Annotated in this window: 21 protein-coding genes and 1 pseudogene; 15 read left to right on the forward strand and 7 right to left on the reverse strand. The window is 72.3% G+C overall.

What is annotated here, in order from left to right; genetic code table 11:
- Position 1: 1 nt before the first annotated feature.
- The 5 genes and pseudogenes from STRCI_RS01710 to STRCI_RS01730 form a co-directional block, all read left to right on the forward strand.
- Positions 2–628 (forward strand): annotated as a pseudogene (locus tag STRCI_RS01710) (isochorismatase family protein); the annotation flags it as partial.
- A 9-nt stretch (positions 629–637) separates the two neighbouring features.
- Positions 638–865 (forward strand): phosphopantetheine-binding protein, encoded by a 228-nt coding sequence (locus STRCI_RS01715; RefSeq protein ID WP_269664466.1) that lies wholly within the window; start codon positions 638–640, stop codon positions 863–865.
- The gene (locus STRCI_RS01720; RefSeq protein WP_269656990.1) at positions 862–4,713 is read left to right on the forward strand and encodes an amino acid adenylation domain-containing protein; all 3,852 of its coding nucleotides are present in this window, start codon (positions 862–864) and stop codon (positions 4,711–4,713) included. Before STRCI_RS01715 ends, STRCI_RS01720 begins: the two co-directional genes overlap by 4 nt.
- Positions 4,710–4,889, forward strand: a complete 180-nt coding sequence (locus STRCI_RS01725; RefSeq protein WP_269656991.1) for an MbtH family NRPS accessory protein — start codon at positions 4,710–4,712, stop codon at positions 4,887–4,889. The genes STRCI_RS01720 and STRCI_RS01725 overlap by 4 nt, the downstream gene beginning before the upstream one ends.
- Positions 4,886–5,653, forward strand: coding sequence for a 4'-phosphopantetheinyl transferase family protein (locus tag STRCI_RS01730; RefSeq protein ID WP_269656992.1), 768 nt, complete (start codon positions 4,886–4,888; stop codon positions 5,651–5,653). The genes STRCI_RS01725 and STRCI_RS01730 overlap by 4 nt, the downstream gene beginning before the upstream one ends.
- Here the strand turns inward: STRCI_RS01730 and fes are convergent.
- Entirely contained in the window at positions 5,580–6,830 is a 1,251-nt protein-coding gene (gene fes, locus STRCI_RS01735; RefSeq protein ID WP_269656993.1) for an enterochelin esterase, read from the reverse strand. The two genes, STRCI_RS01730 and fes, sit on opposite strands and share 74 nt — an antisense overlap.
- Positions 6,831–6,939: 109 nt before the next feature.
- Between fes and STRCI_RS01740 the strand changes: the two genes are divergently transcribed.
- Together STRCI_RS01740 and STRCI_RS01745 are read left to right on the forward strand one after the other, a co-directional pair.
- Entirely contained in the window at positions 6,940–8,643 is a 1,704-nt protein-coding gene (locus STRCI_RS01740; RefSeq protein WP_269656994.1) for a hypothetical protein, read from the forward strand.
- Positions 8,644–8,699: 56 nt separating this feature from the next.
- Positions 8,700–9,737 carry a YncE family protein gene (locus STRCI_RS01745; RefSeq protein WP_269656995.1) on the forward strand — a complete coding sequence of 346 codons (1,038 nt, stop codon included), beginning with the start codon at positions 8,700–8,702 and terminating at the stop codon, positions 9,735–9,737.
- Positions 9,738–9,782: 45 nt separating this feature from the next.
- Here the strand turns inward: STRCI_RS01745 and STRCI_RS01750 are convergent, their stop codons facing one another.
- Positions 9,783–10,433, reverse strand: coding sequence for a TetR/AcrR family transcriptional regulator (locus tag STRCI_RS01750; RefSeq protein ID WP_269656996.1), 651 nt, complete (start codon positions 10,431–10,433; stop codon positions 9,783–9,785).
- Between the two features lie 182 nt (positions 10,434–10,615).
- On the opposite strand from STRCI_RS01750, the gene ligD reads away from it, so the two are divergent.
- The 3 genes from ligD to STRCI_RS01765 all read left to right on the forward strand — a co-directional run bounded on the left by ligD (position 10,616) and on the right by STRCI_RS01765 (position 13,639).
- Positions 10,616–11,596 (forward strand): non-homologous end-joining DNA ligase, encoded by a 981-nt coding sequence (ligD, locus tag STRCI_RS01755; RefSeq protein WP_269656997.1) that lies wholly within the window; start codon positions 10,616–10,618, stop codon positions 11,594–11,596.
- A 155-nt stretch (positions 11,597–11,751) separates the two neighbouring features.
- Complete coding sequence (locus STRCI_RS01760) at positions 11,752–12,528, forward strand: NPP1 family protein (protein ID WP_269656998.1); 777 nt, start codon at positions 11,752–11,754, stop codon at positions 12,526–12,528.
- Between the two features lie 91 nt (positions 12,529–12,619).
- The gene (locus STRCI_RS01765; RefSeq protein ID WP_269656999.1) at positions 12,620–13,639 is read left to right on the forward strand and encodes a questin oxidase family protein; all 1,020 of its coding nucleotides are present in this window, start codon (positions 12,620–12,622) and stop codon (positions 13,637–13,639) included.
- Here STRCI_RS01765 and STRCI_RS01770 read toward each other — a convergent pair.
- Positions 13,617–14,618: an ArsR/SmtB family transcription factor gene (locus tag STRCI_RS01770; RefSeq protein WP_269657000.1), complete on the reverse strand. Its 1,002-nt coding sequence runs from the start codon at positions 14,616–14,618 to the stop codon at positions 13,617–13,619. The genes STRCI_RS01765 and STRCI_RS01770 overlap by 23 nt on opposite strands.
- 74 nt (positions 14,619–14,692) lie before the next feature.
- Here STRCI_RS01770 and STRCI_RS01775 point away from each other — a divergent pair, with 74 nt between their 5' ends.
- Both STRCI_RS01775 and hemC read left to right on the forward strand, forming a co-directional pair.
- Positions 14,693–15,976 (forward strand): MFS transporter, encoded by a 1,284-nt coding sequence (locus STRCI_RS01775; RefSeq protein WP_269657001.1) that lies wholly within the window; start codon positions 14,693–14,695, stop codon positions 15,974–15,976.
- A gap of 307 nt (positions 15,977–16,283) precedes the next feature.
- Complete coding sequence (gene hemC / locus STRCI_RS01780; RefSeq protein WP_269657002.1) at positions 16,284–17,219, forward strand: hydroxymethylbilane synthase; 936 nt, start codon at positions 16,284–16,286, stop codon at positions 17,217–17,219.
- Between the two features lie 12 nt (positions 17,220–17,231).
- On the opposite strand, the gene STRCI_RS01785 is transcribed toward hemC, so the two are convergent.
- Positions 17,232–17,747 (reverse strand): hypothetical protein, encoded by a 516-nt coding sequence (locus STRCI_RS01785; protein ID WP_269657003.1) that lies wholly within the window; start codon positions 17,745–17,747, stop codon positions 17,232–17,234.
- Between the two features lie 362 nt (positions 17,748–18,109).
- Between STRCI_RS01785 and STRCI_RS01790 the strand changes: the two genes are divergently transcribed.
- Positions 18,110–18,907 (forward strand): RNA polymerase sigma factor SigF, encoded by a 798-nt coding sequence (locus tag STRCI_RS01790; protein WP_269657004.1) that lies wholly within the window; start codon positions 18,110–18,112, stop codon positions 18,905–18,907.
- Between the two features lie 6 nt (positions 18,908–18,913).
- Here STRCI_RS01790 and STRCI_RS01795 read toward each other — a convergent pair whose 3' ends face one another.
- Positions 18,914–19,252 carry an ANTAR domain-containing protein gene (locus STRCI_RS01795; RefSeq protein ID WP_269657006.1) on the reverse strand — a complete coding sequence of 113 codons (339 nt, stop codon included), beginning with the start codon at positions 19,250–19,252 and terminating at the stop codon, positions 18,914–18,916.
- 171 nt (positions 19,253–19,423) lie between these two features.
- Between STRCI_RS01795 and STRCI_RS01800 the strand changes: the two genes are divergently transcribed.
- Positions 19,424–20,227 (forward strand): VOC family protein, encoded by an 804-nt coding sequence (locus STRCI_RS01800; protein ID WP_269657007.1) that lies wholly within the window; start codon positions 19,424–19,426, stop codon positions 20,225–20,227.
- A 10-nt stretch (positions 20,228–20,237) separates the two neighbouring features.
- On the opposite strand, the gene glgX is transcribed toward STRCI_RS01800, so the two are convergent.
- Positions 20,238–22,385 carry a glycogen debranching protein GlgX gene (glgX, locus tag STRCI_RS01805; protein ID WP_269657008.1) on the reverse strand — a complete coding sequence of 716 codons (2,148 nt, stop codon included), beginning with the start codon at positions 22,383–22,385 and terminating at the stop codon, positions 20,238–20,240.
- On the reverse strand, positions 22,382–22,888 hold the full coding sequence (locus tag STRCI_RS01810) for a pep a2 (protein ID WP_269657009.1): 507 nt from the start codon (positions 22,886–22,888) through the stop codon (positions 22,382–22,384). The genes glgX and STRCI_RS01810 overlap by 4 nt, the downstream gene beginning before the upstream one ends.
- Positions 22,889–23,192: 304 nt before the next feature.
- On the opposite strand from STRCI_RS01810, the gene STRCI_RS01815 reads away from it, so the two are divergent.
- Positions 23,193–23,492, forward strand: coding sequence for a DUF5133 domain-containing protein (locus STRCI_RS01815; protein WP_269664467.1), 300 nt, complete (start codon positions 23,193–23,195; stop codon positions 23,490–23,492).
- The last annotated feature ends 4 nt before the right edge of the window (positions 23,493–23,496 follow it).

Here is a 23,496-nt window from a genome sequence, read left to right on the forward strand (position 1 = left end):
CATGGCACTTCCCGCCATCGCCCCCTATCCGCTCCCGGCTCCGGACGAGCTGCCCGAGGGCCGCGTCTCCTGGACCGTGGACCCGGCGCGCGCCGTCCTGCTCGTCCACGACCTCCAACAGCACTTCCTGTCCGCCTTCCCCGCCGGTGAACACCCGCTGACCGGGCTGCTCGACAACACCGCCCGGCTGCAGAAGCGGGCCCGCGCACTCGGTGTCCCGGTCGTCTACTCCGCCCAGCGCGGCGGCCAGTCGCCCGAGGAACGCGGACTGCAACTGGACTTCTGGGGGCCGGGAGTCTCTGACGACCCCGAGGCGCTGGCCATGCCCGCGCGTGTCGCCCCGCAGCCGGGCGACACGGTGCTGACGAAGTGGAAGTACAGCGCCTTCGTCCGCACCGAACTGGAAGCGCTGCTACGGGAGTCGGGCCGTGACCAGCTCGTCGTCGCGGGCGTGTACGCGCACATCGGGGTGCTGATGACCGCCGCCGACGCCTGGAGCCGGGACATACAGGCCTTCGTCGTCGCCGACGCCGTCGCCGACTTCTCCCGGGCCGACCACGACATGGCCCTGCGCTGGGCCGCCGGCCGCTGCGCGACCGTGACCACCACCGACGCGGTGTTCCAGGAGGACCAGGTCATGCCCCTGACGGTGGAGCGGATACGCGCCGATGTCGCCGACTGCCTGGGCGAGGAACCGGCGGACATCCCCCTCGACGAGAACCTCGTGGACTACGGCCTCGACTCGGTGCGCATCATGGCGCTGCTGGAGCGCTGGCGCCATGAGTACGACGCCAAGGCGGACTTCGCCGACCTGGCCGAACAGCCCGCCGTGGCGGCCTGGGCCCGGCTGCTGGGGGCGGTATGACCACGCTCCCGCTCACCGCCGCCCAGTCCGGCATGTGGTTCGCGCAGGCCCTCGACCCGCTCAGCCCCGCCCAGAACACCGCCGAGTGCCTGGACATCGACGGCCCCCTCGACCCGGAACTCTTCGCCACCGCACTGCGCCGGGTCACCGAGGAGGCGGAGGCACTGCGCGTCGCCGTCGAGGACACCCCCGAGGGTCCACGCCAACACCTCTGCGCCGCCGTCGAGTTGCCGCTCACCGTGCACGACCCCTGCACCGAGCAGCAGGCCGAGTCCTGGATGCGCGCCGACCTCGCCGAACCCTTCGACCTGGCGACCGGGCCACTGTTCCGGCACGCCCTGTTCCGCGTCGGCGACCGGCGCTGGCTCTGGTACCAGCGCATCCACCACTTGGTCATGGACGGCTACGGCTACTCCCTGCTGGTCCGCCGCACGGCCGAGGTGTACACGGCGCTCGCCGAGGGCCGCGAGCCCGGCCCGCGCACCTTCGGCACCCTCGCCGACCTGGTCGCGGACGATGCCGCCTACCGCGACTCCGCCGCCTTCGAGGCGGACCGCGCCCACTGGGCCGAGGCGTTCGCCGACCGCCCGGAGGCGCCCCGGCTCGCGGGCCGCGGCGCGCTGCCGTCCCGCACCTTCCACCGCCGTACGACCCAGCCGGCCCCGGAGACGACCGGCCGTCTCCGCGACCTCGCCACCCGGCTCCGCGCCACCTGGCCGGACGTCCTGATCGCAGCCCAGGCCCTCTACACCTCCCGCGCCACCGCCCAGTCGGACGTGGTGCTGGGCCTGCCCATGATGGGCCGGATGGGCTCGGCGGCCCTGCGGGTGCCCGGGATGGTCATGAACGTGCTGCCGCTCAGGCTCACCGTCTCCCCCGAGGCGAGCCTCGCCGAGCTGGTGCGGCAGGTGGTGCTCGGCATCCGCGAGGTGCGCCGCCATCAGCGGTACCGCTACGAGGACATCCGCCGCGATCTCGGGCTGCTCGGCGAGTCACGGGGCCTGGTGGGCCCGCTGGTCAACATCATGCCGTTCGACTACGGCGTGGACTTCGCCGGTGCCCCCGCCCGCGCCCGCAACCTGTCCGCGGGACCGGTCGACGACCTCACGGTCAACGTCTACGACCGCGCCGACGGCCGGGGCCTGCGCATCGACCACGACGGCAACCCGGCGCTGTACGGGGAGTCCGAACTGGCCGCGCACCAGGACCGGTTCGTTCATCTGCTGGAGCGGCTCACCGAGACCGACCCCCATCTGCCGCTGGCCACGCACGGCATCGCGACGCCGGACGAACAGGTCCTGGTCCTCGACGAGTTCAACCGCACCGAGGTCGCCCTCCCGCCCACCACCCTCATCGGCCCGATCGAGGCACAGGCGGCCCGCACTCCGCAGGCCCCGGCCCTGGTGTACGGCGACACGACGCTGACGTACGCCGAACTCAACGCCCGCGCCAATCGGTTGGCCCATCATCTGCGCTCCCTGGGCGCGGGCCCGGGGTCGGTGGTGGCAGTGTCGGTGCCGCGCTCGACGGAGCTGATCGTCTCGCTGCTGGCGGTGCTGAAGGCGGGCGCGGCCTATCTGCCCCTGGACCCGGACTATCCGGCGCAGCGGCTGGCGTACATGCTCCAGGACGCGGCGCCGGTGTGTGCGGTCACCGATCGCGCGGGCCGTCTTCCGGAGGGGTCCGGGACGCCGTTGGTGGTCCTGGAAGGGCTGGACGTGTCGGCGTACCCGTGGGTGGACCCGGGGCGGGCGCTGACGCCCGCGCATCCCGCGTACGTCATCTACACCTCCGGCTCGACGGGCCGTCCGAAGGGGGTGGTCGTGTCGCACGGGGCGATCGACAACCGGCTGCGCTGGATGCAGCACGAATACGGTCTGGGCGCCGGGGACCGAGTGATACAGAAGACTCCGTCGTCCTTCGACGTGTCCGTGTGGGAGTTCTTCTGGCCGCTGCGCGAGGGCGCCACGCTGGTCGTGGCGGATCCCGGTGGCCACAAGGACCCGGTCTACCTGGCCCGGCTGATCCGCGAACAGGCCGTCACCACCTGCCACTTCGTGCCGTCGATGCTCCAGGTGTTCCTGTCCGGGCCGGACGCTGCCGGATGCGGCGGGCTGCGCCGGGTGTTCTGCAGCGGCGAGGCGCTGCCCCGGGAGACCGCGAACGCCTTCGGCCGGATCCTGCCCGGCGTCGAACTGCACAACCTGTACGGGCCGACCGAGGCCGCCGTCGATGTGACCTACCACGCCTGTGCGCCCGAGGCGTCCGGGCCGGTACCTATCGGGCGGCCGGTGTGGAACACCCGCCTGTACGTCCTCGACGCCGGGCTCCAGCCCTGTCCGCCCGGAGTGCCGGGCGAACTGTATCTGGCGGGGCGGCAGTTGGCGGACGGCTATCTGCGCCGCGCCGAGCTGACGGCGTCCCGGTTCGTGGCCGACCCCTTCGGCCCGGCGGGCACCCGGATGTACCGCACGGGCGATCTGGCGCGCTGGACCGCCGACGGTGAGATCGAATACCTGGGCCGGACCGACCACCAGGTGAAGCTGCGCGGCCAGCGCATCGAACTCGGCGAGATCGAGACCGCGTTGACGGCGCAGCCCGGGGTCGACGGCGCGTGTGCGCTGGTGCGCGAGGACCGGCTGGTCGGCTATGTGACCGGTGGGGCGGACCCCGTCGCCGTACGGGCCGCGCTCGCACGGGAGTTGCCGGAGCACATGGTGCCCGCCGCCGTCGTCGCCCTCGACGCGTTCCCGCTGAGCCCGAACGGCAAGCTGGACCGACGTGAGCTGCCCGCCCCGCTGTTCGCGGGCGGGGAGAGCGCACGACGCCCGGCAACCGCCCGCGAGGAGACGCTCACCCTGGTCTTCGCGCAGGTGCTGGGGGTCGAGCAGGTCGGGCCCGACGACGCCTTCTTCGACCTGGGCGGCACCTCCCTGCTCGCGGTGCGCCTGGTGGCGCGGATACGCCAGGAGTTCGGCGCCGAGCTGACCATCGGCTCGCTGTTCGAGGCGCCGACCCCGGCCGCGCTCGCCGCACGGCTCGACGACACGGGACCGGCCGCCTCCGACGCCCTGGACGTCGTACTGCCGCTGCGGGCGACGGGTGACCGGCCGCCGCTGTTCGCCGTGCATCCGGCGGGCGGGCTGGCCTGGTGTTATGCGGGCCTTGCGGCGCGACTGGGGCCGGAGCAGCCGGTGCACGGTATTCAGGCGCGCGGTCTGGCCGGGGACGAGCCGCTGCCGTCGAGTCTTCAGGAGCAGGCCGAGGACTATGTGCGGCGGATCCGCGCGGTGCGGCCGCACGGGCCGTACCGGCTGGTGGGCTGGTCGGTCGGCGGGGTGCTCGCGCACACGGTGGCCGTGCTGCTCCAGGAGGCCGGTGAGCGGGTCGACCTGCTGGCGCTGCTGGACGCGTTCCCGGCCGAGCAGTGGCGCGAGCGGCCGGCGCCCGAGGAGGGCGACGCGCTGACCGCGGTGCTCCGCATGGCGGGCTTCGACCGCCGCGGCGAGCGCACCCGGGACGACGTGCTGGCCACGCTGCGCCGGGCGGGCAGTCCGCTGGCGGGCCTGTCCGAGCACACGCTGGCCCGGATCGTCGACATCGTGCCGAACCACGCGCGGATGATGCGCGAGCACCACCACCGCCGCTACGAGGGCGACGTGCTGTTCTTCACCGCCGCCGCACCGCGCGCGGAGGAGTGGCTGACCCGCCGGGCCTGGCGCCCACATGTGAGCGGGGTCATCGACAACCACGACCTGGACTGCACGCATCCGCAACTCCTGCAAGCGGCGCAGCTCGACGCGGTCGCCGAGCGCCTCACGATCCGTCTGAAGGAGCTGGACGCATGACCGGTCCCTTCGATCCCGGACCCGAGGACCGGGCGACCCACCTGGTGCTGGAGAACGCGGCCGGACAGCTGTCGCTGTGGCCCGTCTGGCGTGCCGTCCCCGCCGGCTGGACCACGGGCTTCGGGCCCGCCTCGCACGCGGACTGTGCGCGACGAGTCGAGGCGGCCGAGGGATGACCACGACGCTCACGCCCCGGGTGCTGGTCCGCGGCCCGGGACTGCGGCCCCCGCACCTCGCGCACGGTCCCCTGCTCTGGGTCGTCCGCGCACCCGAGCCGGGCGCGCCGCTGGACGAGTCGGTGCTGGACGCGGCCGAGCGGCGCCGTGCGGCCGCCCTGCGCCGACCGGCCGAACGGGCCCTGTACGTCGCTGCGCACAGCGCCCTGCGCCGGGTACTCAGCGCGTACACGGGCATCGCGGCTCCCGCCCTGCGGCTGATCCGGCAATCCTGTCCGCGCTGCGGCGACCTCCACGGCAGGCCCGCGCTGGCCGGACCAGCGGGCCAGGGCGTGCACTTCTCGCTGTCCCACTCCGGCGGACTCGCCCTCCTCGGGCTCGCCTCGGCGCCGGTGGGCGTCGACGTCCAGCGGGTCCCCGACCCACGGCTGGCGGCAGAGGCGTCCAGGGCACTGCACCCGTCCGAGCGGGCCCAGTTGGAGAACCTGCCGCCCAAGGCCCGCGTCGCCGCCTTCGCGCGCTGCTGGACCCGCAAGGAAGCGTTCCTCAAGGCGACGGGCGACGGTCTGTCGCTCCGGGCCCTGCACGAGCTGTACGTCGGGACCGGGCCACGTCCGGCCGGGCCGACCGGCTGGGCCTTCGCCGACGTCGAGATGCCCATGGGCTGGACCGCGGCCTGCGTGGCGGGGCTCAGCGTTCCAGCAACTCCACCAGTCCGTCCGCCAGTTCGGTGCGCCAGCAGAGGTAGTCGTGTCCGCCGTTGAACTCCCGATAGGAGGAGTCGTGATAGCCGAGTCGGCCGAGCGTGTCCCGCAGTCGGCGGGCCGCGGGCAGCGCCACCCACTCCTGCTCCCCGAAGGAGAGCCGGAAGCACACCGGCAGCCGTGGCAGTCCGGCGATGACACCGTTCAGCCACTCGGCCCGCTCCCCGACGGGCCACCAGAACGAGCCCGACTGCACCAGGGCGTTGCCGAAGCGATGAGGTGCGAGGACCGCGGCGTAGGCGGCGGTCAGCCCGCCGAGGCTCTGTCCGGCGATCACGGTACGAGCCGGGTCGTCGGTCAGCGGGAGCCGTCCGGTGGCCCAGGGCAGCAACTCCTCGGCGAGGAAGGCGATGTACTCGGGCCGGCAGGACAACTCCGCCCAGCGGGTGGCCTCGTCCACGGCGTCCGGCAGGACCGCGGCGACGGGCGGGATGCGTCCGTCGGCGATGAGCGTGTCCAGCAGGCGGGACAGCCCGAGCCGGGGCTGCCAGTGGTCGCCGTCCAGCAGCACCAGCACCGGCAGCTTCTCCGACGTCCGTGCCGCGCGCGGCGGTTCGTACAGCCACACCCGGCGCCGGGCGCCGAGGTGCGCGCTGTCCACCTCGTGCTCGGTGACGGTGCCCCGCTCGATGTCCGGCCGATGGTCCATCACCCGGGGGGCGGCGGGGAGTTCGGCGTAGGAGACCGGACCGCTGTCCCAACGGTGGGGCAGAGTACGGGCGTTGAGGGGGTCCGCGCGGCGCTTCGTCCGCAGCCACGGCCAGTACCCGGGGGTGCCCGGGTCGGGGCCGTCGCCCTCGTCGACGTAGAAGTCGTAGGTGCCGCGCCAGTCGTCACGCAGCCGGACGGTCCAGTGCCAGACGTCCGTGCCGGCGACGCGCTCCATCAGGTTGCCCTCGGGGTCCCGTGGATCGCCGAGCTTGTTCGGCAGGATCTGCACGGCCCGGGTCGTGGGGCCGCCGCGCCACAGGAACGTGACGGCCAGGTGGTCGGCGGCGCCCAGTGGGTCGGGTCCGGTCCAGGGCGTGCCCCGGCGGCGGACCTCCGCCCAGAAATCCACCGTGCCGTCCCGGCCGGGCAGCGCACAGGCCGGTGCGGGCAGCCGGGGTACGGGCTCGGGCCGCGCCAGACGGGGCGGGTGGTGCGGGGTGTCCTCGGGTGGCACGGGCACGGGCATGTGGGCGGACTCCGGTCGGCGGGTCGGTTCTTCCGATTAGGCCACCCTAACCTCGCCCCCCTCTTCCCCTTTCACCTGCTCTCTTTCCTCTGCCAGGAGTACGTCTGCCATGACTTCCCACAGACCCGCCGTACGGCGCGTCCTCATCGTCACCGCCGGTGCGGCGGCCCTGGGCCTCGGCGCCCTGTCCGCTCCGCTGACGGGCCCTCCGGGGACCGACCTCACCGGCTCGGTCGCCCTCGCGGCCGACTCCGCCGCACCCGCCGTCAACCTGGGCACGACCTCCGTACGACCCGGCGGCGAGGTGTCGTTCACGGCAACCGGCTTCCCGGCCGGGGCCACGCTCAGCGTCAAGTTCGACGACACCACCCTGCTGAAGCAGTTCCCGATCGGCGACGACGGCAGCGTGTCGAGGACGGTGACCGTCCCGGCCGACGCAAGCCCCGGCGACGGCCACTGGCTGCGCTTCCTGGCCCCGCAGACAAGCGTGAAGAGCGAGACCTTCACAGTCACGGCGGCCACGAGCCCGACGCCCACGCCGACGCCGACACCCACGCCCACGCCGACTCCGACGCCGACACCCACGCCGACGCCGTCGACCCCCGCGGCCGACCCCGCGGTGAAGCTGACCAGCGGGGCCGAGGCCACGGCGGGCGGGAAGGTCTCCTTCAAGCTCTCCGGCTTCGTCGAGGGCCAGAACGTCACCGTCAAGCTGGACGACAGCGAGATCCTCGCCCAGTGGACGGGGGCGGTGAAGGCGGACGGGACCTTCTCGGGCACGGTCACCGTTCCGTCGTCCACGTCGGCGGGGGCGCACTGGCTGCGCTTCCTGGCACCGAACCCGGCAACGAGCCTCAAGGCCGACTTCACGGTCAAGTCCCCGGCAAGCGGCGGTGATTCAGACGGCGACGGAGGTGGAAGCGATTCAGGGTCCGGCTCGGGGAGCGGCTCCGGCTCCGGGAGCGGTACGAGCACCACCGCGACCTCCGCCTCCATCACCGCAGGCTCCCGAGTCGCCGCCGGCGGCATCGTCTCCTTCCGTGTGACCGGTTTCCCGGCCGGCGAGCGGCTCACCGTCAAGCTCGACGACGAGAAGATCCTCGGCCAGTGGACGATCGGCGCGGACGGCTCCTACTCCGGCAGTGTGACCGTCCCCGACGCCACCACGAAGGGCGCGCACTGGCTGCGCTTCCTCGCCCCGAACCCGCCGACGAGCCTCAAGGCCGGTTTCACGGTCACCTCCGGAACCACCGCAACCACCGGCTCCGGTACCGGCGCCGCGTCCACCACCCCGGTCCCGGCCGCCTCCGGCGCCCCGGCCAGCGCCACCAACTCCGCCGGTGCCAAGGCCGAGATCACCGCCACCCAGGTCCAGCCGGGCGGCAAGCTCCACTTCGAGGTGTCCAAGTTCCCGGCCGGCGAGCAGCTCACCATCAAGCTCGACGACGAGGCGATCCTCGGCCAGTGGAAGACCGACGACCAGGGCTCCTACGAGGGTGACGTGACCGTTCCCGCGGACACCACCGTCGGCGAGCACTGGCTGCGCTTCCTCGCCCCCAACCCGCCCACCTCACTGAAGGTCGCCTTCACGACGACCGGAGCGGCGAGCGGCGCGGACGCGAGCGGCGCCCAGGCGTCCTCCACCACCGCACCCGACACGACGACGAAGACCCTCGCCGCCGCCACCGTGGAGGCCCCCGTCTCCGTCGCGACCATCGCCTGGTCCGCGGCGGCGGCCGCCGCGGGCGGCGCAGCCGGAGCCGCAGCCACGACGCTCTTCGTCGTCCGCCGCCGCACCCCCGCGGCCGACTGACCACTCTCCCTGTTTTGCCAGCCAACCAACAGTCCTCATCAAGGAGTTGTCCCAGCATGACCTCACGTACCGTCCTCGCGACCGCTGTCGCCGTAGCCCTCACCGCCGGAAGCACCGTGGCGCTGGCGGGCACCGCCTCCGCCGGGGCGAGCGGCTCGACGGCGACCACCGCCTCGCTGGTCCGGGGCCTGTACCAGTCGGCGTACTCCGAGCGGAACGACGCGCTCTGGGTCACCGTCGCGGTGGGCCGTCCGCCGGTCACCACCAGCAGCCTGCTGAAGGTGGACCCGGACACGCTCGCGATCGAGAAGACGATCACCCCACCGGTCACCGACGCCGCCACGGGCGCCCTGGAGGCGGTGTACGGCGTCGCCGTCGACGACGAGCACAACACCGTCTGGGTGACCAACACCCGCAACAACTCGGTCGCCGTCTACAGCCAGCGCACCGGGGCGCACCTGGCCACCCTGCCGAATGTGGCGCACGCCCGCGAGATCGTCGTGGACGACGAGCGCGACACCGTGTGGGCCAGCGCCTTCGGCGACGGCACGCTGGTCGCCTACGACTCCAAGACCTTCGAGGAGAAGCGGCGGATCACCGTCGAGGGCGCCGGTCCCGCCGGGCTCGACGTGAACGAGGACACGGGCACGGTGTACGCCTCGGACCTCAACGGCGACCGGATCATCGAGGTCTCCGCCAAGTCGGACACACCGCGGTTCGTCCCGGCCGGTGACGGCCCGATCTCGGTCGCGCTGTCGGCGAACGGCCGTACCGCGTACACGGCCGACCAGACCGCGGGCACCGTCTCGGTCGTCGACCTGAGGTCGGGGGCGGTCACGAAGACGGTGGCCACGGGCGCGGGCGCGCTGTCCGTCGCCGCCGACGACCGCACGGGCAAGGTGCTGGTGGCCAACCGTGCGGCCGCGAACGTCACCGTCGTCGACCCGCGTACGGGCACGGTCGTCGAGACGATCGCGACCGGCGCCAACCCCAACCACGTGGAGCTGGAGGGCCGTACCGCGTACGTGGTCGACAAGTCCGGTGCGGGTGCGGGCGGTGCGGACCGGATCACCCGGATCCGCGTCGCCCGCTGACCGCAGCAGTCATGAGCCGACCCGCGTCCCACCCAGGGGTGCGGGTCAGCCCCTCGGCGTGACCGGGGCCCGCCACATGCCGACGAGGGCGTCGACCAGGCCGGTCGCGGCGTCCTGCCAGCCGGCGCGGGGAGTGGCGGTGTCCTCGGCGAGCGCGCGTTCCCGCTCGGCGGTCATGTGGACGATGAGCTGACGGGCCATGTCGCCGCGCTCGGCCTGGACCTCGTCGGGCAGGTCGGGCAGACTGCGGCGCAGCCCTTCGACGATTTCGCGGAGCGCCGGGGAGCCGAGCGCCTCCTCGACCATGATCCGGTGCAGCGCGGGGTCGGTCATGACCTGGGCGCAGAACCGGGCGTACCAGGTGGGGGTGCCGAGCGCGGCGAGGTGCTCGAAGACGGGCCGGACCAGACAGTCCACCCAGTCGCGCAGTTCCGTGGAGCCGACGACCCGCTCGACAAGCCCGGTCCTGATCTCCTCGATGGGCGCCGCGTGCTTGCGGACGATCGCGCGGACCAGGTCGGTCCTGGTGCCGAAGTGGTAGCCGACGGCGGTGTTGTTGCCCTGTCCGGCGGCCTCGCCGACCTGGCGATTGGAGACCGCGTACACCCCGTGCTCGGCGTAGAGCCGCTCGGCGGCGGACAGGATCAGCTCCCGGGTCGCGCTGACCTGCTCTGCCCGGACCGCCCTGCCTGCCATGATCGTCTCCGCACCGGGACCGTTCCTGCCTGCCGCGCGGGCCGGTCCCTACGGGCACCGTGCGGCGGTTGTTCCAAAGACGGAAGCCTACGGGGACCGGGGCCCGCCCCGCGCGGCGGCCGTTCAGGCGAAACCCGAGGCGGGAGGGCGTGAGGGACCCTCCGCCCGTCGACAACTGACCCGTGAGTCTGCCCCTGATCCCTCCGATGCTCGCCACGCCCGGCACCCTGCCGCCGGCCGCGCAGGACGCGCGCTGGGCCTACGAGACCAAGCAGGACGGCCAGCGGGTGGTGGCCTACCTCGACGGGGACGGCGGTCTGGTCCTGCGGGCCCGTTCCGGCGAGGAGGTCACCGCCGCCTACCCCGAGCTCAGCCCCCTGTCCGGCGTGCTCGGCACCACGCCCGCGGTGCTGGACGGGGAGGTGCTGGCCCTCGACGAACAGGGCCGCGCGGACTTCCAGTTGCTCCAGTCCCGGATGGGTCTTGCGCACTCACCGGGCCGGGCGGCACGCCGGGCCGCCGAGGTGCCGGTGCACTTCGCGCTGTTCGACGTGATGCACCTCGGCGGACGCTCCCTGGTCCGGCTCTCCTATGTGCGGCGGCGCGAGCAGTTGGAGGGGCTGGGCCTGGAGGGGCCGCGCTGGTCGACGCCCGCGGCGATCGTCGGCCACGGTGAGGAGGCCCTGCGTGCCACCCGCGAGCACGGGCTTGAGGGCCTGGTGTGCAAGCGGCTGGACTCCGTGTACGAGCCGGGCGTGCGGTCCCGGTCCTGGATCAAGATCCGCAACATGCGCAGCGAGGACGTCGTGGTGGGCGGCTGGCTGCAGGGGAAGGGACAGATCACGGGCCTGCCCGGTGCGGTGCTGGTGGGGCAGCGGGCCGGCGGGCGGCTGCGGTACGTCGGCGGGGTGGGCACCGGGTGGAGCGCGAAGGAGCGGGAGCAGCTCGGCGCGCTGCTCCGGGCCGCCGAGACGGACGTATGCCCCTTCGATCCCGTGCCCGCGGTACCGGGTGCGCACTGGGTCATGCCGCGGCTGGTCGGGGAGGTGCGGTTCAGCACTCGTACCCGGGCCGGGCTGTTGCGTCAGCCGTCGTGGCTGCGGCTGCGGCCGGACCTGACGCCGGAGGAGTCGGCGGCCGACCTGCCGGACGACGTCGACTGACCCTTCTTCAGGACTGACCCTTTTTCAAGATCCGACTGTTGGGTCGGCCGTAACCGGAGTGATGCCTTTTCACTCTTGGCGCGGACATGAAAAGCCGGGAAGCTGAACTCCCCATTCCCCCACAGCCGTTGGGCTGCGCCCGCGAGGAGGACGCAGTGTCGTCACCGTCGTCGAAGAAGCACCGCAGAAGATGGCTCACCGGCCTTGCCGGTGCCGCCGCGCTCGTCATCGCCTTCCCCTCCGTCGCTTTCGCGGCGCCGCCGCCGGCGCTGCCCGCCAATGCCGAGTCCGCCGAGTTCACCTACCAGCCGGCGTTCGACTACGACACGGACGGCTGCTACTCCACGCCCGCGATCAGCGCCGACGGGACCGTCAACGGGGGCCTGAACCCGACCGGCGCCCTCAACGGCAGCTGCCGGGACGCCTCGGACCTCGCCAACACCAACAGCTACTCGCGCTACAAGTGCAACAACGGCTGGTGCGCGTACCTGTACGGCCTGTACTTCGAGAAGGACCAGGCCATCCCGGGCAGCAGCATCGGCGGGCACCGGCACGACTGGGAGCACGTCGTGATCTGGGTGCAGAGCGGCGCCGTCAAGTACGTCTCGACGTCCAACCACGGCTCGTTCACGGTGAGCGCGGCCTCGTCCGTCCGCTTCGACGGCACGCACGCGAAGATCGTGTACCACAAGGACGGCATCAGCACGCACTGCTTCCGGCTCGCCAACTCCAATGACGAGCCGCCGGAGAACCACCGGGGCACCTGGCAGTACCCGCCGCTCGTCGGCTGGAACGGCTACCCGTCGGGGGTGCGCGACAAGCTGGTCGCCTACAACTTCGGCAGCGCCAACTTCGGCCTGAAGGACGCCAGTTTCGGCAACCACCTGTCGTCCGCCAAGCCGTCGGGCATCACCTTCGACCCGTACGCGTGAGGCCTCGGGCCCGGGGACTAGGACCAGCGCCGTCCGGCGCTCCGCCCCGGGCCCGATCCGGTGCCGTCGCCCGCCGTCTAGCGTGATCGGCATGAACACCACCGACACGAGCGGACTGCTCGAAGAAGCGCTGGAACGCCTGCACGCCGCCGGTCCGGAACACGAGGGCTGGCTCACCAACCACGCCCCCATGGTCGTCGAGGCGCTCGCCGCGAACGGGCAGGCGGGCGCGGTGCACCGCTGGGTGGATCTGTATCAGGACCGGCTGGAGGACTTCCCGGACCGGGTGGCCCCGGTCACGGACGACAACTGGCCCACCGCGCTGGGCGATCCACGCCGGATCGCCGACTGGACGGACCACTTCGCCCGCGCCCTCGGCGACCGCCCCTGGCGCGACGTCCTCACCGAGTGGTGGTCGCGCCTGCTCCCCGGGCTCTACGGCGGCGCCACGCATGTGATCATCCGGGTCGGCCACGCCGTACGCGCCCTGGAAACCGGCGAGTCCGCGCCGCGGCGCGCCGAACTCGCCCACGCGCTGGGCTACTGGGCGGCCCGGCATCAGCCCCTGACCGGCTTCGCCGTGCTGCCGGGCACGGCGATCGCGAGCGAGGCCCTGGACGCCGTACCCCCGATCGCGCCGGGGCACATGGGGTTCCGCAACCGGCTGGCCGCCGTACACCGGTTGCCCGGCTGGGCGGAGGACGTCACCGACCCGGACATCGCGCGGGACCGGCTCACCGAACTGGTCCGGGCCGCGACCCACCGCTACGCCACCCACGGCCACGGCGAGCCGACCATGCTCGTGCACGCGGCGACGGCTCCCAACGCCGTACTGCGCGCCCTGGATTCGCTGCCGCGCGAGCTGTGGGTGCCGAGCCTGCACGCGGCCTGGACCGCGTCCGCCGCGGTCACCGCGATGTACGCCCCCGATGAGCCGGTCGCCTACCGGCCGTCCGTGCGGCTCACCGCCGAGGAGGTCATGGAGCGGGCGCTCGCGCACGGCGACGAGCACGTCATCAAGCTGACCGACACGGCCCTGGACGTCGGCGACGACCTCGCGCTCGCCGCGGCCCAGCGGGCGATCGAGATCAGCGAGCCGCTGGTCGCCTGACCACCAGCGAGTCGCCCAACTCGGTCCGCCCGTACAGGACATAGTGCCCCTCGCGCCGCGAGGTCAGCAGGCCCGCCTCCCGCAGCACCGCCAGATGGGCGGAGACCGTCGAGGGGGCGAGGCCGTGGCGGGCGGCGAGTTCGGTGGTCGAGGCGGGGACGGTCAGACCGGTGAGGACCGCGGCGCGCTGATGGCCCAGCAGCCGGGCCAGGGCCTGCGGCGGGTCCGGCGGGGCGGTGTCGTGCAGGCGGCCCATGCCGCGGGCCGGGTAGATGACGGTGGGCTGCCAGGGGCGGGCGAAGCCGCTGACCACGTCCGGCCAGACGAACACGCTCGGCATCAGCAACACGCCCCGCCCGTCGGCGCGTTGGGCGTCCGCGTGGTCACCCGACATCCGCAGCGTGAGCGTGTGCCCGGCCCAGCCGATGCCCGGGTGCAGTCCGGTGAGCAGCGCGTCGAGTCCGCCGTCCGCGGCCTGCCGGGAGCGGTGAGCGATGTCGGCTTCCAGGACGCCGCGGTGCCGGGCCCAGTCCGGTGCGAGCAGGGCGTGCCAGGCGCGTTCGGTGAGGTCGGCCAGGCGCCGGACGGTGGCGGCGGGGTCGTCGAGCGCCGCGCGCCCCTCGGCGGACGCGGCCAGTCCGGGCGTACCGGCGAGCGAGCGGGCCAGCTCGGCGTGGGCGAGGGCCGGGTCGGTGGCCCGCATCCGCGCCAGTTCGTCCTCGATGGCCGGGTACGGCTCGGGCGGGGGCGGGCCGAGGAAGTCGGGGGTGTAGCGGCCGGGCGGCTGCATGAACAGCCATAGCGGCGCCAGGTCGAGTCCGGCGACGGTACGGCGGACGCGGCGCAGCCAGCCGCGGTGGTAGCCGTGCCGGGCCGGGCGGCGCAGCAGCCGTAGCGCCTCGTGGGTCTGGCACAGCGGTGAGATCGCGAACCGGCAGCGGGTCAGGTCGTCGGTGCCCAGGTCCAGGGTGAGGGGCAAGGCGGCCTCCGTCCTCGATTCGGCCTGGGACGAAAGAGTAGAGCGGCGTTCGCGTGCCCCGCACGCTGGCCCCGATGACCGATTACCGATCAACTGCCCCTGAACACACCGCCCGAGGCGCCGCCTGGCGCAGGGGCGCCGTCGTCGCGGCGCTGATGCTGGGCGCGTTCACCTTCAACACCACCGAGAACCTCCCGGTCGGCGTGCTCCCCCTCATGGCGGACGACCTCGGGGTCTCGCTCCCGTCCGTGGGCCTGCTCGTCACCGGGTACGCGCTGACCGTCGTCGTGGTCTCGCTGCCGCTGGCCCACGCCACCCGGGCGATCCCCCGCCGCCATCTCCTGACCGTCCTGCTCGGCCTCCTCGCCGCCGCGAGCTGGGCCTCGTCCCTGGAGTCCGTCTCCTACGGACCGCTCCTCGCGGCCCGCGCGACGACCGCGCTCGCCCAGGCGCTGTACTGGTCGGTGATGGGACCGGTCGCGGTCGGCCTGTACCCGCCCGAGCGGCGGGGCCGGATCATCGGGCTGCTGTCGGTCGGGGGCTCCCTGGCCACGGTGCTCGGCGTGCCGGCCGGGACCTGGCTGGGCGGACACACGGGCTGGCGCACCCCGTTCGTGGTGCTCGGCGCGCTCGCGGTGGTGTCACTGATCGCGATCGCCGTCCTGCTGCCGACGTCCCGCCCGCAGGAGAGCCACTCGGCCTACGGTGTCACCCCCGACCGGCGCCGCTTCCTCGTCGTCGTCGCCACCACCGCCCTGTCGGTGACGGGCGTGTTCACCGCCTTCACCTACGTCGTCACCTTCCTCGACGAGGTCAGCGGCTTCGACGAGGACGCGGTCAGCGCCGTGCTGCTGGCGTTCGGGGCGGCGGGCCTGGCCGGGGTCACCGTCACCGGCCCGCTCCTCGACCGCTTCCCGCGGGCCACCCTCGCCGTACCGGTGACCACCCAGCTGATCGCCCTGCTCGGCCTGTACGCGACCGGGCAGAACAAGGTGGCGTGCGTGGCCCTGCTGATGCTGCTGGGCGCGTCGGTGGGCCCGGGGTTCATGGCCTCGCAGAGCCAGGTGCTCCAAGTGGCCCCGGGCCGCACCGAGTCGGCTCTCGCGGCCAACTCGGTCGCCTTCAACGCGGGCGTGGCCCTGGGCGCCCTCCTCGGCGGCGCCGCGCTCACGGGGGTCGGGGTGCGCGGCACCTTCCTCGTGGGAGGTCTGCTCACGGCCGGGGCCCTCGCAGTGCTCTCGTACGGCCGTCCGGGGGCTCGGAAATCGGGTGGAACCGATGAACCGGCCACCGCTGCGGTCCGCGCATGGAGACGCAGGACACGTGGGTCGACGCGCGGGAGCTGTTCACCGCCCTGAGCGACCACCCGGGCCCCGACGCGTTCCCGGCCGTCGTGGAGCCGTGGCTGCGGCGGGCCGAGGCGGAGTACCGGGAGCTGTTCACCCGGCTCGGCATGACTCCGTGCGAACAGACCGCCGCCTTCGATCCGTTCCTCCACGAGATCGTCGGCAGCTGGTGCGCGGGCCGGACGACGTGGCCGCGCTGTCGGAGCGGGCCGAGCGCCGGCAGGAAGCGCACTTCCCCTTCGAGTGGCCTCTGTCCTGAACCGGGGGGAATCGAGCAGTACCGCAGGGAACCTGAGATCCGAAGGTCTATCGTGTCGGCATGTCCGTCCCCGAACTGATCCGTATCGTCTCCCGCGACTCGCCCATGGCGCTCGCCCAAGTGGAGCGCGTCCGCGCCGAGTTGACTACCCTGCACCCGGGGGTGCGCACCGAGGTCGTGCCGGTGAAGACGACCGGCGACAAGTGGCTGGGGGACCTGGCGAAGGTCGAGGGCAAGGGGGCGTTCACCAAGGAGGTGGACGCCGCTCTGCTGGCCGGTGCGGCCGATCTCGCGGTGCACTGCGTCAAGGACGTGCCCGCCGACCGGCCACTGCCCGCGGGCACCGTCTTCGCCGCGTTCCTCAAGCGCGACGACATCCGCGACGCGCTGATCCACCCCGGTGGCCTCACCCTGGACGAGCTGCCGGACGGCACCCGTATCGGCACCTCCTCGGTGCGCCGGGTCGCCCAGCTCGCCGCGACCCATCCGCAGCTGGAGTGCGTGCCCTTCCGCGGCAACGCCAACCGGCGGCTGGCGAAGCTGGCGGCCGGCGAGGCGGACGCGCTGCTGCTCGCGGTGTCCGGTCTGGAGCGCATCGACCGGCGCGAAGTGATCACCGAGGTCCTCTCCCCCGAGACGATGATGCCGCCGATCGGCGCGGGCATCCTCGCCCTGCAGTGCCGGGAGGGCGACACCGAGCTGATCGACGCCGTCAGCGGCCTGGGCGATCCGGACACCCACCGCGAGGCCACCGCCGAGCGGATGTTCCTGCACGTCCTGCAGGGCCACTGCAACAGCCCGATCGCCGGGTACGCACGCGTGGACCACGGCGGGGAGCTGTCCCTGCGGGCGTGTGTGTTCACCCCGGACGGCAAGACCCGGCTCAACGCCCACGAGTGGGCGGGGCGACTGGATCCGGCCACGCTCGGCACCTCGGTCGCCGTGGCGCTGCTGCGTCAGGGCGCCCGCGAGATCATCGACGGCATCCCGCACTGAACCCGCGACGGGTCAGGCGGTGCCCTCTTCGGCCTGGTCGCGCAGGAAGTTGCTGACCTGGTGGGCGAGGCACTCCCGGCCCGCGCCGGAGTGTACGGGCCCCTCGTGCAGCCCGATGCCACCGGCCCACAGCCGGCGCTCGGTCCACTCCTCCTCGACGCGCAGCTGGATCTGCACGTCGATCTGGCTCAGGCTCGCCTCCGGTCCGGCCCCGTACAGCACGGCCGTGGCCCGGCGCAGCGGGTAGACGTCGAAGCCCTCGATGAACTGGGTGTTGCGCCAGTCGACGAAGGCGCTCTCCCCGTCCGGGCCGATCCGCACGTCGATCTGCCCGTCCTCCAGATGGATGCCGTAGTGCCGCTCACCACGGTTCTCGACCGTCACGCGGAGGCAGAAATACGTCATGCCCTCGGCGGCGTCATCACGTCCGCGCGGGGGCTCGGCGTTCTCCAGACGGTGGACGCGGACACGCAGACCGGCATGCTCGTCGTACTCCTGCCAGTCCCCGACCACGTTCGGCTCGCACACACTGCACCTCTTCGACCTCAGAGAGCTGCTTCCTATCTGTGTGCTCAGCGCACTGTCAAATGAGCAGAATGCGCTGTGGCCAGCGCATTCACCCGCTTTGATCGCTGATCAAGCGCTGCCCAGGGACTATCCGCCGAGCGGCCCGACACGGGGTCACCCGAGCGTGCCGCACATCACGTCGGCCGACGTGCCGACGGGGTGCTCTCACGCACCGAGATCGACCGATCTCAGAATGTGCATCATTTTCCCTTATATCGGGGCAAAAGTTTTGAGTGGTCGACGCCGGGAACGCTCTAAGAGTGCTTCGGACCGGAGGCACGTCTGCAGGAGCCCACCTTCACCCGCTGAGGGAGGTGCGCTTCATGCCCACCACCGGCAGAACGAAGCAGCACCAGCACCCGCACAACGACGCCCCTGACACCGCGGCCGACTTCCAGCTACTGGCGCGGCTGCCCGAAGGCCCGAAACGCAAGGCACTGCGTGATCGCCTGGTCCAGGCCTGGCTGCCCATGGCGGAACGCATCGCGGTCCGGTTCAAGGGCCGCGGCGAGGCCCTCGAAGACCTTTACCAGGTGGCCGCGCTCGGCCTGGTCAAGGCCGTCGACCACTACGACCCGGACCGCGGCTGCGCCTTCGAGGCGTACGCGGTACCCACCGTCACCGGCGAGATCAAGCGGCACTTCCGCGACCACATGTGGACACTGCATGTGCCGCGCCGGATCCAGGATCTGCGCAACCGGGTCCGCCAGGCGACGAAGGAGCTGTCGCAGACGACCCCGGGCCGATCCCCGACCGTCCGGGAGATCGCCGACCTGACCGATCTGAGCGAGGCCGAGGTCCGCTCCGGGATGGAGGCCCTGGACTGCTTCTCCGCGCTGTCCCTGGAGGCGGAGATGCCCGGCACCGACGGGTACGCCCTCGGTGACTCGCTCGGCGCACCGGACCCGGCCTTCGACGTCGTCGTCGACCGGGTGGCCGTCCGGCCCTGTCTGGAGCGGCTGCCCGAGCGCGAACGCACCATCCTCTATCTGCGGTTCTTCCACGGCATGACCCAGAGCCGCATAGCCGAGCAGCTCGGGATCTCCCAGATGCACGTCTCCCGGCTGCTCAGCGGCTGCTTCGCGCACCTGCGGGAGGAGCTGCTCGTCCAGGCACCGTGAGCGGGGCTAGAGCTCCTCGGTACGCCCCGGGACCTGCGTCGGACCGTGCCGGTCGAGGGCGTCCTCCAGTTCGGCGCGGATCTCCGGGGGCATCTCGCCGTCCCGCCCCCAGATCAGGATCAGGTCCGCGACCTGGCGGAGTTTGATGTTGGTGTGCTGGGACACGTCCTTGAGCACCGCCCATCCCTGGGAGGGGGAGACGCGGCCCAGGGCCACGACCATCCCGATCGCCTGGTCCACCACGGCGTGCGAAGTGACGGCCTCCTTGAGCTGGTCCACCTCTTGCTGCAGCTCGGAGATGCGGCCGGTCTCGTCGGCCGGCTCATGCGGCGGTATGCGGGACACGTATCCATACTCGTCACTCGGGCGGCGGTATGCCACCGCCCAGAGCCTGGAATCATCTTTGTTTCGGCAAGCCGGCCGGGGTACTCGGCAGGCGCCCCCAGGGGTAACGGCCGGACACTGGGAAGAGACGCCGGTGGCCGCCGGCCCGGCGAGACCAGGACGCGACCAGTCATGAACCACGACACGAAGCTTCCCCGCGGCACGCGGGACGTCGTCTCCACGCACTCCGTGTTCGGCGCTCCCTGCTGGGTGAGCCTGACCAGCCGGGATCTGGAGACCACACAGGCCTTCTACACCGCCGTCCTCGGCTGGCGCTGGCGCACCGGCAAGCTCGGTGACCGATTCCGGATCGCCCTGGCCGACGGGCACCCCGTCGCCGGTATCGCCGCCGTCGCCTCGATGTGGCAGATGGCGGTCGCCTGGACACCGTACTTCGCCGTGCGCAGCGCGGACGAGGCGGTGTCGCGGGTGCAGGAGCGCGGTGGCACCTCGGCCGTCGGGCCGATCTCCTTCCCTCCCGGCCGGGCGGCCCTGCTCGCCGACCGGGACGGCGCGACCTTCGGCATCTGGGAGGGCGAGCTGGTCAGCGACTGGGAGACCTGGCGCCGCTCCTCCCCCGCCTTCATCCGCCTGCACACCCGCGACGCCTTCGACGCCGCGATCTTCTACGGCGAGGTCCTGGACTGGGCCTCGCAGCGCCCCGGCTGCTGCGAGGTGCACTACGAGGGCGGCGAGGTCGTGCTGCGCAGCGGGGGCGATGTGGTGGCCCGGATCGAGTCGGGTGCGCTGGGCGCCGCTCCCGACCCGACCATCCGCCCGCACTGGCAGGTGCACTTCGCGGTCCATGACGTGGCCGCCTGCGCCCGGATCGCCGAGCAGAACGGCGGCAGTGTGCTGTCGAAGTCCGACGACGAGGCCGTGCTCCGCGATTCCGACGGCGCCCAGTTCACGGTGACCTCGCGGCGCGAGCGCTAGGGCCTAGGGCCTAGGGTCCCGACGCCCGGGACGGGCGGGACAGCAGGACCAGGCTGCGGGCGGTGACCGTCATCGTCGTGGCGGCCTTGTGCTCGGTCTCGTCGGGGGCGCCCTTGGGTTCGGCCGTGTCGATCAGGGTGGTCCAGCGGTCGCCGTAGGCGGCGTCCGGGAGCTGGAACTCCACGGGCTCCCAGTAGCTGTTGAGGAGCAGCAGGAAGGAGTCGTCGACGACAGGGCGGCCGCAGCGGTCCGGCTCGGCGATGGCGTCGCCGTTCAGGAACACGCCCACACAGTGCGCGTCGGAGCGGCGCCAGTCCTCCTCCGTCATCTCGCGGGCGTCGGGGAGCAGCCACACCAGGTCGGGCAGCGGCTGGCCCGCATGGGTGACGGTCTGGCCGCGGAAGAAGCGGCGGCGGCGCAGTACGGGGTGGGCGGAGCGCAGGCCGATGACGTACCGCGTGAAGTCGGCGAGGTCGCGCTGCTCGCCGGTCAGCCGCCAGTCGATCCAGGAGACCTCGTTGTCCTGGCAGTAGGCGTTGTTGTTGCCGCGCTGGGTGCGGCCGAGTTCATCGCCGTGGCAGAGCATCGGGATGCCTTGGGAGAGCAGCAGGGTGGCGAGGAAGTTGCGCTGCTGGCGGGCGCGCAGTTCCAGCACGGCCGCGTCGTCGGTGTCGCCCTCCGCGCCGCAGTTCCAGGACCGGTTGGCGCTCTCGCCGTCCCGGTTGCCCTCGCCGTTGGCCTCGTTGTGCTTGTCGTTGTAGGAGACGAGGTCGCGCAGGGTGAACCCGTCGTGCGCGGTGACGAAGTTGACGCTGGCGCGCGGCCGGCGCCTGCTGTGCTGGTACAGGTCGGAGGAGCCGGTCAGCCGGGACGCGAAGTCGCCCAGGGTGTGTTCGCCGCCGCGCCAGAAGTCGCGCACGGTGTCGCGGTACCTGCCGTTCCACTCCGACCACAGCGGCGGGAAGTTGCCCACCTGATAGCCGCCCTCGCCGACGTCCCACGGCTCGGCGATCAGCTTGACGCGGCTGATCACCGGGTCCTGCTGGATCAGGTCGAAGAACGCCGAGAGCCGGTCCACCTCGTGGAACTGCCGGGCCAGCGTGGCCGCGAGGTCGAAGCGGAAGCCGTCGACATGCATCTCGGTGACCCAGTACCGCAGCGAGTCCATGATCAGCTGAAGCACGTAGGGGTGCCGCATCAGCAGGCTGTTCCCGGTGCCGGTGGTGTCGTAGTAGTGCGACCAGTCGCCGTCCACCAGCCGGTAGTAGGAGGCGTTGTCGATCCCGCGGAAGGACAGGGTCGGGCCCTTCTCGTTGCCCTCGGCGGTGTGGTTGTAGACGACGTCCAGGATCACTTCGAGACCGGCGGCGTGCAGCGCCTTCACCATCGACTTGAACTCGGCGACCTGCTGGCCGCGGGTGCCGTGGGCGGCGTAGGCGTTGTGCGGGGCGAAGAAGCCGATCGTGTTGTAGCCCCAGTAGTTCGTCAGGCCCCGGTCGGTCAGCACCCCGTCCTGGACGAACTGGTGCACCGGCATCAGCTCGACCGCGGTGATGCCCAGCGAGGTCAGATGCTCGATGACCGCGGGATGCGCGAGTCCGGCGTAGGTACCGCGCAGTTCGTCGGGGACGGCGGGGTGGGTGCGGGTCAGACCGCGCACATGGGCCTCGTAGATGACGGTGTCCGCGTACGGGCGGCGCGGCGGCCGGTCGTCGCCCCAGTCGAAGTACGGGTCGGTGACCACGCCGAGCATGGTGTGCCCGGCACTGTCGCCCGGTGAGGGCCCGTCCGGGCCGCGTTCGAAGAGGGAGGCGTGGTTGTCCATCTGCCCGTCCACCGCTCGGGTGTACGGGTCGAGGAGCAGTTTCGCCGGATTGCAGCGGTGACCGAGGGCCGGGGCCCAGGGGCCGTGCACCCGGTAGCCGTAACGCTGGCCGGGGCCGACGCCGGGCAGGAAGCAGTGCCAGACGAAGCCGTCGACCTCGGTCATCTCCACGGCGCTGTGCCGTCCCCGGTCGTCGGCCAGGACCAGCTCGACCCGCTCGGCGACCTCGCTGAACAGGGCGAAGTTGGTGCCCTGTCCGTTGTAGGAGGCGCCCAACGGGTAGGGGTGCCCGCTCCAGGCGGGCACCCCTGAGCGCTTGGTGCGTGCCGTCACCGCGCTCCCTCCAGCACCCGGTCGGGGGCGGGGGCGGCCAGTGCGGTGGCCGGGACCTCGCGGGGCACCTGGCGCACCTCGCGGAGGCTGGGCGCCGGGGCGGTCGGCACCAGCGGCATGCGCTCGCCGGCGCGGGCCCGCTGCGAGAACCAGATGACCTTGCTGCCGGTGTCCGTGGCGCAGCAGCCCCAGCCGTCGCTGATCGCGGCGATCTGCTCCAGGCAGCCGCGCAGATCCTGGTCCGGGCGCAGGTCACGGTCGTTGTCCCCGATGGCCGTGATGAGGTGCTGGCCGTTCCACCACATCTCGATCGACGTGTTCTTGTCCGTGGCGTGCTCGTCGATGGCGTTCAGCAGGAGTTCGGCACCGCCACAGACCGGCTGCACGAGGTTCTCCAGGTCCCAGTACCGGAGGTGAGCGGCCAGGATGCGCCCGACCTGTCCGACGCGCTCGGGGCTCACTTCCACGTCGAGGTGGTAGTAGCAAGGCACTGCGGTCTTCATCTCGTTGGCTCCTCACCGGCGAGGCTCGGCGCTTCCTCCGTCCCCGCGGGACGGGCCCCGAACGCGAAGCGTGAGCGTCGATCGCTTCTGAGTCACCTCAAGAGTGGGAGCGCTACGCCATTCGTGCAACAGGAGCACCGAGCGCAACCGGCGACATAGTTGAAGCTCTAACAAGACGCTGAGTCGTCACACGTGCACCATGAGTGAAGACCCGCGCGCCCGTGAGGCATGCGTGCGTCCGCGCACGGCCACCCCCGACCGACCGGTGGACCTGCGCCCTGAAACCCGAGAGGTGAACGGCGTCATGTTGCTACCGGCAAAAGCCGAGGTAGCCCGCCAACTGGGGCGGTACCGGGCCTGGGAGCGCGTCATGCTCGCGTCCCCGGCCGACCGCTCGGTGCGGGCCACCTTCGAGGACTCGGGCTACACCTTGTGCGTGCTGATGGGGAAGCGCTGCGCGCGCGAGGCCGCGGACGCCGCCGAGCGCTATCTGCGCAGCAGCGTGGGCGCCTATCTGCGCGAGCAGGACGAACGCCCCCGGGCCGGCGTCGCCGTCCGACGAGGTCCACCTACGGCCAAGCGGCATTCCCGGGCCGGCAGGTAGACCC

The organism is Streptomyces cinnabarinus, assembly GCF_027270315.1.
Classification (GTDB): Bacteria; Actinomycetota; Actinomycetes; order Streptomycetales; family Streptomycetaceae; genus Streptomyces; species Streptomyces cinnabarinus.